Source organism: Paenarthrobacter sp. C1 (assembly GCF_049315185.1).
Classification (GTDB): Bacteria; Actinomycetota; Actinomycetes; order Actinomycetales; family Micrococcaceae; genus Arthrobacter; species Arthrobacter nicotinovorans.
The window spans coordinates 95,218-110,181 of sequence record NZ_CP186052.1; the positions used below are offsets into that span (position 1 = coordinate 95,218).

At 64.0% G+C, this 14,964-nt stretch carries 13 protein-coding genes; 5 read left to right on the forward strand and 8 right to left on the reverse strand.

Annotation, left to right across the window (positions count from 1 at the left end):
• Positions 1-235: 235 nt before the first annotated feature.
• A complete protein-coding gene (locus ACNAOU_RS00480) occupies positions 236-1,591 on the reverse strand; it encodes a uracil-xanthine permease family protein (protein ID WP_018778387.1) in 1,356 nt (451 codons plus the stop codon).
• Between the two features lie 80 nt (positions 1,592-1,671).
• Complete coding sequence (gene opgC / locus ACNAOU_RS00485; RefSeq protein ID WP_422757792.1) at positions 1,672-4,149, reverse strand: OpgC domain-containing protein; 2,478 nt, start codon at positions 4,147-4,149, stop codon at positions 1,672-1,674.
• Positions 4,150-4,354: 205 nt separating this feature from the next.
• Here opgC and ACNAOU_RS00490 point away from each other — a divergent pair, with 205 nt between their 5' ends.
• Complete coding sequence (locus ACNAOU_RS00490; RefSeq protein ID WP_018778385.1) at positions 4,355-4,960, forward strand: malonic semialdehyde reductase; 606 nt, start codon at positions 4,355-4,357, stop codon at positions 4,958-4,960.
• 99 nt (positions 4,961-5,059) lie between these two features.
• Here ACNAOU_RS00490 and ACNAOU_RS00495 read toward each other — a convergent pair whose 3' ends face one another.
• Positions 5,060-5,521, reverse strand: a complete 462-nt coding sequence (locus ACNAOU_RS00495) for a DUF3806 domain-containing protein (protein WP_156369826.1) — start codon at positions 5,519-5,521, stop codon at positions 5,060-5,062.
• A 23-nt stretch (positions 5,522-5,544) separates the two neighbouring features.
• Complete coding sequence (pgm, locus tag ACNAOU_RS00500; protein ID WP_026267259.1) at positions 5,545-7,215, reverse strand: phosphoglucomutase (alpha-D-glucose-1,6-bisphosphate-dependent); 1,671 nt, start codon at positions 7,213-7,215, stop codon at positions 5,545-5,547.
• 252 nt (positions 7,216-7,467) lie between these two features.
• On the opposite strand from pgm, the gene ACNAOU_RS00505 reads away from it, so the two are divergent.
• Complete coding sequence (locus tag ACNAOU_RS00505; RefSeq protein ID WP_422757793.1) at positions 7,468-8,127, forward strand: DUF4190 domain-containing protein; 660 nt, start codon at positions 7,468-7,470, stop codon at positions 8,125-8,127.
• Between the two features lie 175 nt (positions 8,128-8,302).
• On the opposite strand, the gene ACNAOU_RS00510 is transcribed toward ACNAOU_RS00505, so the two are convergent.
• The 3 genes from ACNAOU_RS00510 to ACNAOU_RS00520 are packed head-to-tail and all read right to left on the reverse strand — an operon-like array spanning position 8,303 to position 12,028.
• Complete coding sequence (locus tag ACNAOU_RS00510; protein WP_039239111.1) at positions 8,303-9,802, reverse strand: peptide MFS transporter; 1,500 nt, start codon at positions 9,800-9,802, stop codon at positions 8,303-8,305.
• Positions 9,803-9,843: 41 nt separating this feature from the next.
• Complete coding sequence (locus tag ACNAOU_RS00515) at positions 9,844-11,292, reverse strand: amidase (protein ID WP_422757794.1); 1,449 nt, start codon at positions 11,290-11,292, stop codon at positions 9,844-9,846.
• Positions 11,285-12,028 carry a Type 1 glutamine amidotransferase-like domain-containing protein gene (locus ACNAOU_RS00520; RefSeq protein WP_422757795.1) on the reverse strand — a complete coding sequence of 248 codons (744 nt, stop codon included), beginning with the start codon at positions 12,026-12,028 and terminating at the stop codon, positions 11,285-11,287. Before ACNAOU_RS00520 ends, ACNAOU_RS00515 begins: the two co-directional genes overlap by 8 nt.
• Before the next feature lie 153 nt (positions 12,029-12,181).
• On the opposite strand from ACNAOU_RS00520, the gene ACNAOU_RS00525 reads away from it, so the two are divergent.
• From ACNAOU_RS00525 to ACNAOU_RS00535, 3 genes are all read left to right on the forward strand, one after another.
• Entirely contained in the window at positions 12,182-12,508 is a 327-nt protein-coding gene (locus ACNAOU_RS00525) for a rhodanese-like domain-containing protein (RefSeq protein ID WP_018778378.1), read from the forward strand.
• A gap of 50 nt (positions 12,509-12,558) precedes the next feature.
• Positions 12,559-13,491: a prephenate dehydratase gene (pheA, locus tag ACNAOU_RS00530; protein ID WP_039239118.1), complete on the forward strand. Its 933-nt coding sequence runs from the start codon at positions 12,559-12,561 to the stop codon at positions 13,489-13,491.
• Between the two features lie 106 nt (positions 13,492-13,597).
• Positions 13,598-13,828, forward strand: a complete 231-nt coding sequence (locus ACNAOU_RS00535; protein ID WP_018778376.1) for a hypothetical protein — start codon at positions 13,598-13,600, stop codon at positions 13,826-13,828.
• On the opposite strand, the gene ACNAOU_RS00540 is transcribed toward ACNAOU_RS00535, so the two are convergent.
• A complete protein-coding gene (locus ACNAOU_RS00540; protein ID WP_018778375.1) occupies positions 13,825-14,886 on the reverse strand; it encodes a diacylglycerol/lipid kinase family protein in 1,062 nt (353 codons plus the stop codon). The genes ACNAOU_RS00535 and ACNAOU_RS00540 overlap by 4 nt on opposite strands.
• Between the last annotated feature and the right edge of the window lie 78 nt (positions 14,887-14,964).

Genomic DNA, 14,964 nt, shown 5'->3' on the forward strand with positions numbered 1-14,964 from the left:
GTGCGTCGATGTTTATGCCGGTCACTGTGTACGGCTATCCAGCGGGTGTCGCCTCTTAGGCGGGGCTACGCGGGCAGGGTACTGAAAGCGCCGGGACAAGGCCTACGAGCAGGCGTTGTCCCGGTCCTGCGCCGGCATGAAGGCTCTAGTCATCGACTCTGCCAGCGGGTGCCGTTCCCTTGTTCAGAGGCGATTTTGTTCAGGGGCGAATCCCGGGCGCGTCGCTTGCTACCGCCTACTTCCCTTTCTTCCCGCCCCGCTTGGCCGCAGCGTTCATCGCCGACTTCACCGCTGGCGGCAGCCCCGCCGTCTCGGTTTCCGGCTCAGCGACGGTCCCGCGCCAGCGAGCCAGTCCCTTCATGCCGTGGTAGATCACCAGCGCAGCAGCGGAGCCAAGGGCAATGCCCGTGAACTTCAGCTCACCGATGGTCCAGGTGTAGTCCGCGATGCCGATGATCAAGGCCACAGCAGCGGTGGTGAGGTTGATCGGGTTGGAGAAGTTGACCTTGTTCTGAACCCAGATCTTCACGCCAAGCACGCCGATCATGCCGTAGAGCATGGTCGCAGCACCGCCCAGGACACCCGGCGGGACGGTCGCGATCAGTTCGCCGAATTTCGGGGAGAAGCTCAGCAGGATGGCGAAGACGCCGGCCACCCAGTAGGCCGCCGTCGAATAGACCTTGGTGGCCGCCATGACACCGATGTTCTCCGCGTACGTCGTGGTACCGGAACCGCCGCCGAACCCGGCAAGTACCGTCGCGGCGCCGTCGGCCATCAGCGCGCGACCGGAGACGCCGTCGAGGTTCTGGCCCGTCATCGCTGCCACCGACTTCACGTGCCCCACGTTCTCAGCCACCAGCACCAGCACCACCGGCACAAACAAACCCACCACGCCGATGTGGAATTCGGGCGTCTGGAAAAACGGCAAGCCAACCCATGCTGCGGCATCCATCTTTTCGTAGCTGACCTCGCCGCGCATCATCGCCACGAGGTAACCGACAACGACGCCCACCAGAATGCTCAGGCGCCCAAGGATGCCTCGGAACAGTACAGAAACCAGGATGATCGTCACCAGCGTGATTAGCGCGGTGACGGGCGCGAGGTCGAAGTTCGCCTTCGCCGCCGGAGCCAGGTTCAGGCCGATCAGCGCGACAATGGCGCCGGTGACGATCGGCGGCATGAGCCGGTTGATCCATTCGGCGCCGAACTTCTGGACCACCGCACCAATAAGCGCCAGTACGACGCCGGCAAGCACCACGCCGCCCAAGGCGCCGCCAACGCCGTACTGCTGCTGGGACGCCATGATCGGGGCGATGAACGCGAAGCTCGATCCCAGGTAGCTGGGCACTCGGCCCTTGGTGATGACGAGGAACAGCAGTGTGCCGATACCGGAGAAGAACAGCGTGGTGGCCGGTGGCATGCCCGTGATGATCGGGACCAGGAAAGTCGCCCCGAACATCGCAACTACATGCTGCATGCCGATGCCGATGGTCAGGGGCCAGGCGAGCCGCTCATCGGGTGCCACCACGTGACCGGGGCGGATGGACTTGCCATTACCGTGGAGCTTCCATTTGGTGCCGAGCATGCTCATGGCGGAGCCTTCCTCAGAAGAGTATTGGGATTCGGTGCAACATTACCGCCAAAGTACCCGCCCCGCCCCGCTAAAGCTGCTTACCGTGGAACCAGCTTGAAGAGGAACTTCGTTTTCACCTTGACCCACAGAATGGCGAGTAAAGCTGCGTACACGGCCGAGTTCAGCCAGAGGTTACCGTCCCGCAGCGCCGGGATGTTGGCGATAGCCACGATGAAGAACACGTGCATGATGAACACGTACAGGGTGGCTTGGCCAAGAGGTATGAAGAACCAGCCAACAGCGCGTGAGAGCGGCTTCCAGAACGCACTCAGGAGGGCATAAAGGGCGATGGTTATGACGAGGACATTCACAACACGGCCCGGGCCCAGATAAGTGCGGCCGAAGAAGGTGTCGTAGAGGTACCTGAACGTGGTCTCCGGGATGAGGGCAAGGCGCACATCCAACTGGTTTGTCAGATAGGGTCCGCTCCACGAGAAAAGCGCGCAGGCTGCGGCCAGGAAAACGCACACGCCCAGAAGAATCCGCTGACGGGGATGGGCGAACCAGTCGATGATTCGTTGGCGGTGGAACCCCGCAGTCATGCCGAGGACGAACAGCAACTGCCACACAAGCAGGGGAAAGGAGTCCTCGAACTGCGAGGGAAGCAACCGGAACCGGATCACGGATCCACCAATGTAGAGCGCCAGACTGACCGTAAGCACCAGCCAGGTGAGTCCGCGGGACAGTGCCACCAGGATCAAAGGGCTGATCAACAACAGGATGACGTAGAGGCCCATGATGTTGAACTGCCACGGACCGACCTGCAACAACAGCAGGGCCGGAATCAGGCCTTGCGGCACCGGAAACTGCAGCAAACCTTCCATCCCGGCGTAGAGGTCATAGGTCGTTCCGGCGGCTGAATGCCCGGCTGCGCCTGTGCCTTGATCGGTGAAGGTGGTGACGGCAGCGGCGTTAATGAAGGGGAGCAGGCTCAGACCGTAGACAATCAGGACCACGGCCAGGGCGGTGAAGTAGAGCTTCCACGCCCGCTTGGTTGTCCCGTCCACCACGTCCCCCAGCTCCGTGGAGATGCGCGGCCCGTAGACCATGCCCAGCACAACCCCGGAGAGCATGACAAAGAGTTCCGCCCCGGAGACCACTCCGATGGTCTCCTGGCTCAGCAGTTGGAAAACCGAGTTGATGCCCACGTGGTTGACCACCACGAAGACGATCGCCAGTCCGCGGAGCATGTCGATCCTGGCATCCCGCCTGCCGGAACCCGTGTACGACCACTTGTTGGGGGCCGCCCGCGATGACAGAAGCCAGAGTGCCGCGACGGCCACGAGGACCGTTCCGGCGGTGGCCCATGCAGCCCATCCACGGATCACAGTGCCGGACTTCGCTTGCGGGATCTCAAGACCCGGAACGTCCTCCAGCCCCTTCTCGGTGACAGGACCGACCCTTAGGCCGGAGGTGTCCAAAGAGGTTCGGAATGGAGCGGCCAGCAACGGTTGGGCGGTGGTGCGCCAGTCAATGGACACCTTGCTCTGATCGCGAGCATCGGTGGTTTCGTTCCAGACCACTGCCCGGACGGACCCATTCTCGGGCTGGGCCACCGACGCGAAGACCTGGTGCCACCACGTCTGCTTGACGTCAATCTCTGCGGCGCCGCCGGCTCCTGGTGAGTAGAAAGCCCCGGTTTCGATCAGCAGCGGCTTGTTCCGGGCTTGTACATAGGTGCCATAAAAATTGTCCGTTCCGGTGCCACCACTGGACGCGTGCAGGGAGTCGTTGAACTCGTCGGCCGCAGGGAGGGTGTTCTGGGCGGAGCCTGCACCGGTGGTGTCGTGATAAATGGACAGGCCTATCCAGTCCACAACGTCATCGCCCGGGTAATAGGGGTCAAACGCGGAGTCGTCGAGGTCCCAGACGCCGTTAGCGTTGGTGTCCAGCGAGGCCAAGGGGACGCCTTTGGGTGGCGTGGACGTGGCCGTCTGGAACGGGTAGTCCTTCTCCGCTGTCGGCGACCACACCATCACGGGGTCTGGCAGGCTGCTCTTGAGCGCGGCAGCAACCCGGCCAAATGCTGCCCGGTATGCTTCGGGTTCCTGGCCCCAAGCCACCCATGGGGCGTTCATTTCCGGTGCGAAGCGGACGAAGACCTTGCCCCTGAAGCCGGCAGCCGCCGTCGTGATTTGACGCGCAAAAGTGGCCGCGGCGTCGTCGCTGACATCCTGGAGGGAAATTCCGGGACGTACGGTGAGCAGCGCGTGGGAGCCTTGGCCGGCTACCTGGGAGAAGTAACCCTTGAGGTAATCCAGGCCGCCTTCGTCCATGGGCATGGATACGTTCTGTCCGTACAGGGCAGCTGGCTCGCCGAGGCGCTGGGCGTAGTCCGCAGCTGAGTCCTTGTCCCAGTCGAGCAAGGTTCCGAAGTAGCGCTGGCCGGGATCGTCGCCGTCGGCCGGTTGCCGGTCCAAGGCCCAAGCTTGCGTGGAGGGGAGCAGGAACGCCAGAAGCAGCAGGACAAGTACTGCCAGGGCCCGTCGAGGGGCCGCCAGGGGAAAGGTAGGCATCAGGCCCCTTCTGGTGTCGTCATTCCCACAGTTGAGACGCCAACCCACACGGGCGCCGGCTCGTAAAAACGATGCTACCCATTTTCCCGCTGTGCCCAACGTCACGGGCCGTCATGGGAAGAGGACAGCGGAAGTTGAAGTTGCAACCATGGAAAGCAGAAGTGCCCGGCCAGCCCAGGGTCAGGGCCCAGCGAAAGGTTCACAAATGACGATTGCCCACGAAGAAGCAGTCATTGACGCCGCAGCAGTCGACGCCATTTTTGCCGAAGCCCGTACCGCCAACAGCTTCTCCGGTGAGGTCACCGAGGAGCAGGCCCGCGCCATCTACGAGCTCACCAAGTTCGGCCCCACCGCCTTCAACTCCCAGCCGCTCCGCGTGACGTACGTCCGCTCCGACGAAGCCCGGGCCAAGCTGGTAGACCACCTGTCCCGCGGCAACCAGGCCAAGACCGCCTCAGCTCCGCTGGTCGCCATCCTGTCTTACGACACCGACTGGCAGGGACAGTGGGACAAGTTCCTCCCCGAGTACGGCGCCCCCAAGGCAATGTACGACGCCGATCCCGCCTTCGCTGCCTCCACCGGCAACAACAACGCCCACCTCCAGGCCGGCTACTTCATCCTGGCCGTGCGCTCCCTCGGTTTCGCCGCGGGCCCGATGACCGGCGCTGACTTCGCCGCCATCGACGCCGAGTTCTTCCCGGCCGGCGACCAGAAGAGCTTCCTCGTGGTCAACATCGGACAGCCCGGCCCGGACGCCTGGGGCGAAGCCAAGCCGAAGTTCGCTTACGACGACGTCGTCCGCACCGTCTAGTCATCCCGGGTCGTCGTCCAGGACACCCATAACGCCTGATGACGCAGAAACGGATTGAGGACACCCAAATTCAGGTGTCCTCAATCCGTTTGGGTGTCGCTAGCTGTTTTGCGCGGCGTTGGTACCACCAGATGCCGCCGCAAGCGCCCCCTGAATCCCTTGGACCAGGCCAGCTGCCTGTTGCGATATCCAGGTGCCCGGTTCCTCCGAGCGGGTGGGCCAGCGTTTGCCGATGAAGTTCATCGGATGCACCACAATGTTGCCGATCTGGTGGTGCACTGTGGCTTCCGTTACGCCGTCCGGGTAGGTGCCCAGCACCCACCGAAGCCCGGGGACCTCCCTGATGAGGTGATCTCCAAGAGCTGCGCCCATGATGTTGATCATCGCGTTGGGATCGAAATCGGGCTCATCCTCGACATGGTTGACAGTCATCTGCCACAGCGCGTCGATGTACTCGACATCAGTGCGGGGCTGATCCCTGTCAGGGCCGTCCACCGCCGACCCCACTTGCTGGAATGAACGGAGAAGATCCTGGATCCACTCCTCCTCCGCTGGGGACATCTCCTCGATCAGCGGCCCCGACACTACGCGATGACCCCGTCCACCAGCGCCTTGGCCTCTTCCTGGACTTGCTTCAGGTGGTCTGCGCCCTTGAACGACTCGGCATAGATCTTGTAGACGTCCTCGGTGCCGGAGGGGCGGGCCGCGAACCAGGCGTTCTCGGTGACGACCTTCAGACCACCGATCGAAGCGCCGTTGCCGGGAGCCTCGGTGAGCTTGGCAGTGATCTCTTCGCCGGCAAGGGAGGTGGCAGTGACGTCGGCAGCGGAGAGCTTGCCCAGCTTGGCCTTCTGCTCACGCGTGGCGGCAGCGTCTATGCGGGCGTAGACAGGCGCGCCGAACTGGTCGGTGAGGCCCTTGTACAACTGCGACGGCGACTTGCCCGTCACAGCGGTGATCTCCGACGCCAGCAAGGCCAGCAGGATTCCGTCCTTGTCCGTGGTCCACACGCTGCCATCAAGCTTGTTGAAGGAGGCGCCGGCAGATTCCTCGCCGCCGAAAGCCCCTTCGCCGGACAGGAGGCCCGGGACGAACCACTTGAAGCCGACCGGAACTTCGACCAGCTTGCGGCCGAGTCCGGCGGCAACGCGGTCGATGATCGAGGAAGACACCAGCGTCTTGCCGACTACTGAGTCCGGGTTCCAGCCGCTGCGGTTGCGGTACAGGTAGTCGATGGCGACGGCGAGGTAGTGGTTCGGGTTCATCAGCCCACCGTCGGGCGTCACGATCCCGTGGCGGTCGGCGTCGGCGTCGTTACCCGTGGCAATGTCGAACGCTGAGCCCGCGCCCGAGGAGCCAGTGGAGTCGGACATCCGCTTGATCAGCGACGCCATGGCCGACGGCGATGAGCAGTCCATGCGGATCTTCTCGTCCCAGTCGAGGGTCATGAAGGCCCACTGCGGGTCCACGGTGGGGTTCACCACGGTCAGGTTGAGCTGGTGGCGCTCGCCGATCTCGCCCCAGTAGTCCACGGAAGCTCCACCCATGGGGTCGGCGCCGATGCGGACGCCGGCCTCGCGGATGGCGTCGAGGTTCAGCACCGACGGGAGGTCATCGACGTAGCTGCTGAGGAAGTCGAACTTGCCGGTGGTGTCAGCAGCCAGGGCATCGTTGAGCGGCATGCGCTTGACGCCGCGGAGCCCGTTCTCGAGCAACTGGTTGGCGCGGTCGGCGATCCAGCCAGTGGCGTCGGTGTCGGCCGGGCCACCGTGCGGGGGGTTGTACTTGAAGCCACCGTCGCCCGGCGGGTTGTGGCTGGGGGTAACCACGATGCCATCGGCCTGGGGTGTGCCCGGCGCAGCTTCACGGTTGTACTTGAGAATCGCGTGGCTCAGGGCCGGAGTGGGTGTGTATCCGTGGCGGGCATCCACCAGAACGGTCACACCATTGGCGGCCAGCACCTCCAACGCGGAGTTCTGCGCCGGCTCGCTCAAGGCATGCGTGTCGCGGCCAATGAACAGCGGCCCGGTGATGCCCTGACGGCCACGGTACTCAACGATTGCCTGTGTGATGGCAAGGATGTGCGGCTCATTGAACGACGCCTTCAAGCTGGAACCGCGGTGCCCCGACGTTCCAAACGCCACGCGCTGCGCGGGATCGCCCAAGTCCGGAGCTACGTCGAAATACGCGTCCAGCAGGGCTGTGATGTCAACAAGGTCCTGGGGAAGGGCAACTGTGCCCGCTCGGCTAGCCATGGGGTCCAGCATGCCAGACCGAAGGCCCCGCTGACACGAAATGTCCGTGATCCGGCCCCTGTGACGCCGAATGGCGGACTTCTTCGGACGATATCTCCCGGTATCGCCCAAAGGTTCACTCCGCGTTTACCATAAGTGACCTTAGTGCCGGCCTTCCGCCAAGACAGCCGGCCGCCACAATGCGCGCTACCTTATATGCGGCCCCGGACGGCGGTAGTGTTGGGATCAAAGACCACATTCAGGGGGATTCCTATGTCAGATCAGCCATCCAAGGGTAACGAGGATAAGCCGGCCGGCTACGAGCCGCCGCAGTACGTTCCTCCGGCGCAGTTCAGCGCTCCCGAGCAGAACCCGCCGGCCCCGGGCGCTCCCGTCCCGCCGGCGTTCGAGCCGCCGGCCCAGTCGTTCGACCAGGGCAACGCCACCCAGCCGCTGCCGCCGTATGAGCAGAACGCTTACGGCCAGCAGAACGCTTACGGCCAGCAGAACACCTACGGCCAGCCGGGCAACCAGGACGCCTACACCCCGGGCGACTACAGCCAGCAGCCTGCCTCGCCGTACGGCCAGCCGCCGAGCCCGTACCAGCAGCAGGCTTTCGGCCAGCAGCCCTACGGCCAGCCGCAGTCTCCGTATGGCCAGCCCGCCTACTACGCAACGCCCACCCAGCCCAAGGGCCTGAGCATCGCCAGCATGGTGTGCGGTATCGCCGTCTACATCGGCTTCGGATTCTTCATCCTCCCGCAGATCGCTGCCGTGATCCTGGGCCACCTCGCACTTAAGCGTGAACCTGCAGGCAAGGGCATGGCGATCGCCGGTTTGGTGATGGGTTACCTCGGAATCGCGCTGACGGTGGTGTTCGGCATCATCTTCTTCGCCGCCATCGGCGCCTCCACCAACAGGTACAACTACTAAACAAAAACGTTCGACGGCGTCCCTTGCGTCAGGTGGGAATCCCGCCTGACGCAAGGGGCGCCGTCGTTGGTTAACGCAGGCTACGCCACCCAAATTCGCCGGGGACAGAGAAACGGACCAGCGCTGCCCGGATGTGGGCGGCGCTGGTCCGTTTGCGTGTCGCTGGGCAAAAGTCCTAGCGAACGCCGCCCATCAACTTCTTGATTGCCGGCGATGCCGCGGCAAGTCCAACGGCCAGGACCACTGCCACGCCGCCGATGCCCAGGAAGTAGGGGAGCTCGTCGTCGGGGTTGTACAGCCCCGCGAGGATGCCTGCCAAGGTGGTTCCGAGCGAGACCGACAGGAAGAACAGCGCCACCATCTGGGTGTGGAATGCCTGCGGTGCGAGCTTGGTGCTCACGGACAGGCCGATGGGGGACAGGAACAACTCGGCAAGGGTGAACAGGAACAGGATCCCCACCAGAGCCAGCAGCGGGGTCTTGCCTTCTCCGGCCAGCGGGATGAACGCCAGGAACGCCAGGCCCATGATGAGCAGGCCCGCGGAGAACTTCAACGGTGAACTCGGTTGCTTGGAGCCAAGCTTCGTCCACAGGGCAGCCATCACACCGGCGAAGATGATGATGAAGACGGGGTTGATGGACTGGACCCATGCGGCGGGCATTTCCCAGCCGAACAGGTTACGGTCCAGCTTCTCCTGCGAGTACACGGCGATGAACGTGAACTGCTGCTGGAACAGTGCCCAGAACCCGGCCGATGCAATGAACAAGGGGATGAAGGCCACTACGCGCTTGCGCTCCAGGCCGGTCACCAACGGGCTACGGAAGATCAGGAAGAGGTAGATCACTGCGGCGCCGATCGCGGCGTAAGCCATGCTGCTGGCCAGGTTGTTGGCGTTGACCAATCCAGTGCCGAGCAGGACGGCCACCACAATCAGGATGCCCAGGAAGATCAGGCCGTACTTGGTGCGGTCCTTCGCCGGGAGCGGGTTGGGAACGCGGTGTGCTTCGTCCGGGAGGCGCTTGCGGCCCAAGGAGTAGATGACCAGGCCGATCGCCATACCCACCGCTGCAGCGCCGAAGCCGATGTGGAAGCCGTAACTCGTCTGCAGCCAACCTGTGACCAGCGGGCCAATAAGACCGCCCAGGTTGATGCCCATGTAGAAGATGGAGAAGCCGGCGTCGCGGCGCTCATCCTTCTCACCGTAAAGGGTACCTACCAGCGCCGTTGCGTTGGCTTTCAGGCCGCCGGAACCGATGCCTACCAGCACCAGGCCGGCGATGAGGCCCGGAATGCCGGGCAGGAGGGCCAGTGCGATGTGGCCGGCCATGATCATGATGGCCGAACCGAAAAGGACTTTCTCGGAACCGAAGAGACGGTCGGCGAGCCAGGCGCCGAGGATCGTCGACAGGTAAACGCCGCCACCGTACGCGCCCACCAAACCAGCGGCGAGGCCCTGGTCGATGGAGAGACCGCCCTGCTCGGCGGTGAAGTACATGTAGTAGAGCAGGATTCCCTGCATGCCGTAGAAGGAGAAACGCTCCCACATTTCCACGGAGAAGAGGCTGGCCAACATCTTTGGGTGGCCGAAGAACGACGTATCGCCCGCTGGCTTTGCGGACTCAGCCGTGGTTTGGGGTGTGCTCATTTTCTTAATGCTGGCACTGACTGCGGGCATTGTCACATCGATGAATGCCCCAGGCAACCACCTTCCATATGCTAGACAGGCATTTTTGCGGCCTCCAGGGAACACGCAAGCTGCAGGAGTTTCAGTTCTGAACCTGCCGGGCCAATGAGCTGGATTCCCATGGGCAATCCGGCCGCCGTGGTGTGAACAGGAATGCTGACAGCGGGCAGTCCGCACACGTTCACCATTGACGACCACGGTGCATACTGGCACTGCCGTTTGTAATCCTCATCCGCGTCGCCCGCCCACTCGCTCGGCCAGGGCTCGCCGCTGTGCCCACCGCCCGTGAACCACCCGATGGGGCGCGGCGTTTGCGCCAAGGCAGGCATCAGAATGAGATCCCATTCTGCGTACTGCGCGATGGTGTCGTGTTCGAATTGCCGCAGAAAGGCCAAGGCCTCGCTGACTTTGGAAGCGCTGCGCTGTTGTGCCCGACGACGGAAGGTCCTGGTCAGCGGGGTCAGTAGTGGCTCGCGCGGGGGTGCTATCCGGGCACTCCCGACGCCGGCAGTCCAGGCGGTGGTGAACGACTCCGGGTAGCGGTTGTCGTATCGGATTTCCGCTTCGCCTACGCTGTGTCCGGCTTCTTCCAGCAGCTTCACGCCCAGTTCCAGGGCATCCCGCGCTTCCTGCCCGATCTCGAAGGGGTACACACCGGCCCACGGGCTGTCCAGGCTGACGCCGATTCTCAGGGATTCCGGCGCCCGGCCGACATTGGCGAGGAAGCCGCCGTCGGGCGCTTGTTCCGGGGGAACCAGTGCGTCCATGAGCAGCGCCGCGTCCGCTGCATTCCGTGCGAGTGGCCCGGCAACCACCAACTTGGCGGCATCCCCGGCGCCCGCCCCGGCAGGAACCAGGCCCCGCCCCGGTTTCAGTCCCACGAGCCCGCAGGCGGCGGCGGGAATCCGGATGGAGCCGCCGCCGTCGGTTCCTGGTGCGAACGGGACAAGTCCCGCGGCCACCGCGGCAGCGCTGCCTCCCGACGAGCCGCCGGAGCTTCGCCCCGGAGCATGCGGATTGCGCGACGGCGGTGCGACGCGGTTTTCGCTGTAGGCCGTCAAACCGAATTCCGGCACCTGGGTCTTGCCCAGGGAAACCACACACTGGGCTTTCAGCGTTGACGCCAGGGCTCCATCCTCCGGCGCCGGTTTGTGGTCCAGCGCGGCGCTGCCGTGAGTAGTGGGGACGCCGGCAACATCGGTGAGGTCCTTGAAAGCCGTCGGCATGCCGTGCAGCAGCGGCAGCTCTTCCAGGCGGCCATCCCGGACCAACCGCGCATGGAGGGTGTCGGCCGTCTTGGCATCGAGGAGTGCCTGCTCGGCCGTAACAGTGACAAAGGCGCCAAGGTGCGGGTTGCGCTGCCCGATGATGGACACGAAGTGCGCTGTTGCCTCGCGGGCGGAGAGCTTCCCGGCGGCGAGGGCGTCGCGGAGCTGGACCGCGGTTAGTCCGGAAAGATCCTGCGTCGACGGATCAGCCAAGGAAACGCGACTCCAACCGTTCCTCCACAGCCACGGCATCCACGCTCTCGCCGGCGCCCGCAGTCACGCGGAACGCGGCCTTGTTCTTGATTTCGGACACCACCTCCACAAGGTCCGTGCCCCGGTAAACCAGCCCCACGCCGTCGTCCGTGCAGTGCGTCTCGCCCAGCGTGCCGTCGGCCACGAGCTTGTGGATTGCGGGCGCCCGGCGCAGCTCGGAATCGTAGTGGACACCGTTGCCGTAAGGGAGGAAGCCCAGGGCGTCGGTGACCGGGCGCAACTCCGGCCCGAAGGAGTCCGTCACACCGCCCTGATACCAACAAATGGATCCCGCTGAAACCCCGGCAAGGACAACCCCGCCCTCCCACGCCTTGCGGAGGATCCGGTCCAGTCCGTGTGCACGCCAAACGGCCAGCAGGTTTACAACGGAGCCGCCATTGACCCACACCACGTCCTGCTCCAGCAGATGGGCTTCCGGATCGTCGATGTTGGGCATGGTGAAGAGATTGAGGTGGCTGAAGTCGAACCCGGCGATGCGCGCAGCCTGGTCCATCTCAGCGGCCCACCATCGTTGATCACCGGATGCCGTGCCGATGTGCGTCACCCGGGGCGCCCGGCCCGTCACGCCGGACAGTTCCACGGCGTAGTGCATCAGGTGGTTGAACTCGATCCTGGTCCGCTCACCCGGCTTGTACCCGCCGGAGGTGGCCAGAATCGTGGGTTGCCCAGCAGTCATGGGTTGCTCCTAGTAGCCGGTTGTGGGGGAGTGCTTGGTCACCAGTCTTAACGCCCAGGCCACTGCGCGCAAGCGAAGCCGTCCGCCGCGTTACGGGGTCAGGCTCCGGGGACTAGGCTGGATGCTGACCTTAATCGATGGGAAGGATCCACCATGAGCGACTTCGATACCGTGCCTGTGGGCGATATTCCGGCCGGTGCCAGCATCCTGGACGTCCGCGAAGACTACGAATGGGTGGCCGGGCACGCCGAAGGTGCACGCCATATCCCCATGGACCAGTTGCCCGCGCGCTTGGACGAACTTGATCCGGACGAGGACTTCTTCGTCATCTGCAGGACCGGTGGGCGGTCCTTCCGCGCGGTCCAGTGGCTGGTGGGCCAGGGCTACTCGGCCGTGAACGTCGCCGGCGGAATGGACATGTGGTTCGAAGCCGGCAAGCCGATGGTCTCTGACAACGGCCTCAAGCCAGTGGTGCTGTAGCCCCCGTCCGGCCGTCACCAACCTCGTATATAACCAGCAAGGAATACTCAATGCCAGCAGCTACGTACACCTTCCTGGGACCTGAAGGCACGTTCACTGAAGCGGCCCTCCTGCAGGTTCCGGGTGCTGCTGACGCCACACGGATTCCCTGCACCAACGTCAATACGGCACTCGAACGGGTGCGCCAGGGCGAAGCGGACGCGGCCATGGTTCCCATCGAAAACTCGGTGGAGGGCGGGGTTACTGCCACCCTGGACGCGATTGCCACGGGACAGGAGCTGCGGATCATCCGCGAGGCCCTTGTTCCCATCACCTTCGTGCTCGTGGCGAGGCCCGGCGTCGGGCTTTCCGACATCAAGCGGATCTCCACGCACGGGCACGCCTGGGCGCAATGCCGGCTCTGGGTGGATACGCATTTGCCGGAAGCCGATTACGTACCGGGTTCGTCCACGGCAGCAGCGGCCATGGGGTTGCTGGACGAGGATGCGCCCTACGAAGCCGCCATCTGCGGCCCGCTGATTGCCGACGAGCAACCCGGCCTCAACGTCCTGGCACGGGACATCGGAGACAACCCGGACGCCGTGACCCGGTTCATCCTGGTGAGCCGGCCGGGGGCTTTGCCGGAACGGACCGGTGCCGACAAGACCACCGTCGTTGTTCCGCTGCCCGAAGACCACCCCGGCGCCCTCATGGAAATCCTGGACCAGTTCGCCTCCCGGGGCGTGAACCTCAGCCGCATCGAATCCCGGCCCACGGGTCAGTACCTTGGCCACTATTTCTTCAGCATCGACGCCGACGGCCACGCCTCCGATTCCCGGGTGGCTGATGCCTTGGCCGGCCTTCACCGGATCAGCCCGGCAACGCGCTTCCTTGGCTCCTACGCGCGGGCCGACAAGCAGCCTGCTGTGGTTGCCCCACACACTTCAGACGCTGCCTTCGCGTCCGCGCACGCCTGGGTCGACTCGATCCTGAAGGGCCAGTAAGCCTTCTCCACAGGGCACGGCCAACGCCCTTTCCCCTTGGCAGAACTGTGCGTATGCTTGCTTGATCCACAAACGATGGATGAATGCATCAACGAAAGGAGCGGTCATGTCTGTACACCGGGATGACAAAGACGGCCAGGGCATGATCGTCAATCCGAAGCCCACAGGCGAAAACCAGGACGACTGGAATGGCGATGAAGCCGATCGGGCAGACCGGCTCCGCTTTGAAGAAGAACAAGCAATGATCAAGGAGCAGGCCGAGGCCCGCGCGGCCGCAAAAGCCGCCACTGAGGAAGCTGAAGAGAAGGCCGCCCAGCCGGACGCCGGTTCGGTCTAGACGGACTTTGCCTTCGGCACCCGCACCAGCAGGGAACCCGGGGCCACCTGAACGGTGACGGTCGTCGCTTCACCCGACGGGTCGCCGTCGAGCTGTGTGGCCATGGGTTCCTGGCTGCGGATCACCACTTTGCCGGACCGGTAGAAGCTCATCATGGGCAGGTTCCGGTTGTGCTTGAACAGGACCTTTGTGTACATGGCCAGCCACCCAAAGGCGCTGCGGGGGCTCATCACCACGATGTCCAGCATGCCGTCGTCGATCATGGCCTGCGGGATGAAGTCGATGCCGCCGGGGATCAAACCACAGTTGGCAAACAGGACACTACGGATTTTGCGTGCCTGCTCGGGCTCGTCATCCATGGTGATGGTGACGCGTTTTCGGCGGCCGGGCAGGTGCCGGACACCCGCCTCCGTGTAGGCGAGCCAGCCGACGCTTTTCTTGAGGTCTTCCTTCGTGTCTCCGACGACCTCAGCGTCCAGGCCCATGCCCGCGATGACCAGGAAAGTGTGTTCCCCTTTGGTCCCCGTGATGTCGTTCTCGATCCCCATGGTTGCGGTATCGATGTAGCGCTGGTGGCCGAACAAGGCCGTCTGGATGCACTCTGCGAGGTTCGTGACGTCCAGGTCCACGTTTCGTGCCAGCAGATTTCCCGTGCCCAACGGGACCAGGCCCATGGCAACGTCCTTATGCGCCAGCGACTCGGCCACAACGCGTACGGTACCGTCGCCGCCGCACGCCAGAACGACGTCAGCCCCGTCCGCCAAGGCCTGGCGCGACTGGCCGTAACCGGGATCCTCCACCGTGGTTTCGAAGAATTTCGGAGCGTCCCAACCGGCGAGGTCGCAAGCATCAATGATCGCCTGGCGGGCCACTGCGGCGTTGTTCTTCACGGGGTTGAGGATCACGGCGACCTTTTGGTCTCCCGGGCCGGGCTTGTGTGCTTCCTCCCGTACCGCGCTCCTGATGTGCCTGGCTTTCAGCCTGCGCACGCCCCACCAGCTCGAGACGGCAAAAGCCACGCCCCCAGCGAGAATCACGTACAGGATCCAGTCGTTCATCGTGCTCCAACACTATCCTCATGGGCACCCCTGACTTTGCCGCGTCCGCAGAGCTGCCCGCTTTTGGCCCTGCGGACC

Coding starts and splice junctions, on each gene's coding strand:
- ACNAOU_RS00480 (WP_018778387.1), bottom strand. CDS start 1,591: ATGAGCATGCTCGGCACCAAATGGAAGCTCCACGGTAATGGCAAGTCC.
- opgC (WP_422757792.1), bottom strand. CDS start 4,149: ATGCCTACCTTTCCCCTGGCGGCCCCTCGACGGGCCCTGGCAGTACTT.
- ACNAOU_RS00490 (WP_018778385.1), top strand. CDS start 4,355: ATGACGATTGCCCACGAAGAAGCAGTCATTGACGCCGCAGCAGTCGAC.
- ACNAOU_RS00495 (WP_156369826.1), bottom strand. CDS start 5,521: ATGTCCCCAGCGGAGGAGGAGTGGATCCAGGATCTTCTCCGTTCATTC.
- pgm (WP_026267259.1), bottom strand. CDS start 7,215: ATGGCTAGCCGAGCGGGCACAGTTGCCCTTCCCCAGGACCTTGTTGAC.
- ACNAOU_RS00505 (WP_422757793.1), top strand. CDS start 7,468: ATGTCAGATCAGCCATCCAAGGGTAACGAGGATAAGCCGGCCGGCTAC.
- ACNAOU_RS00510 (WP_039239111.1), bottom strand. CDS start 9,802: ATGCCCGCAGTCAGTGCCAGCATTAAGAAAATGAGCACACCCCAAACC.
- ACNAOU_RS00520 (WP_422757795.1), bottom strand. CDS start 12,028: ATGACTGCTGGGCAACCCACGATTCTGGCCACCTCCGGCGGGTACAAG.
- ACNAOU_RS00525 (WP_018778378.1), top strand. CDS start 12,182: ATGAGCGACTTCGATACCGTGCCTGTGGGCGATATTCCGGCCGGTGCC.
- pheA (WP_039239118.1), top strand. CDS start 12,559: ATGCCAGCAGCTACGTACACCTTCCTGGGACCTGAAGGCACGTTCACT.
- ACNAOU_RS00535 (WP_018778376.1), top strand. CDS start 13,598: ATGTCTGTACACCGGGATGACAAAGACGGCCAGGGCATGATCGTCAAT.
- ACNAOU_RS00540 (WP_018778375.1), bottom strand. CDS start 14,886: ATGAACGACTGGATCCTGTACGTGATTCTCGCTGGGGGCGTGGCTTTT.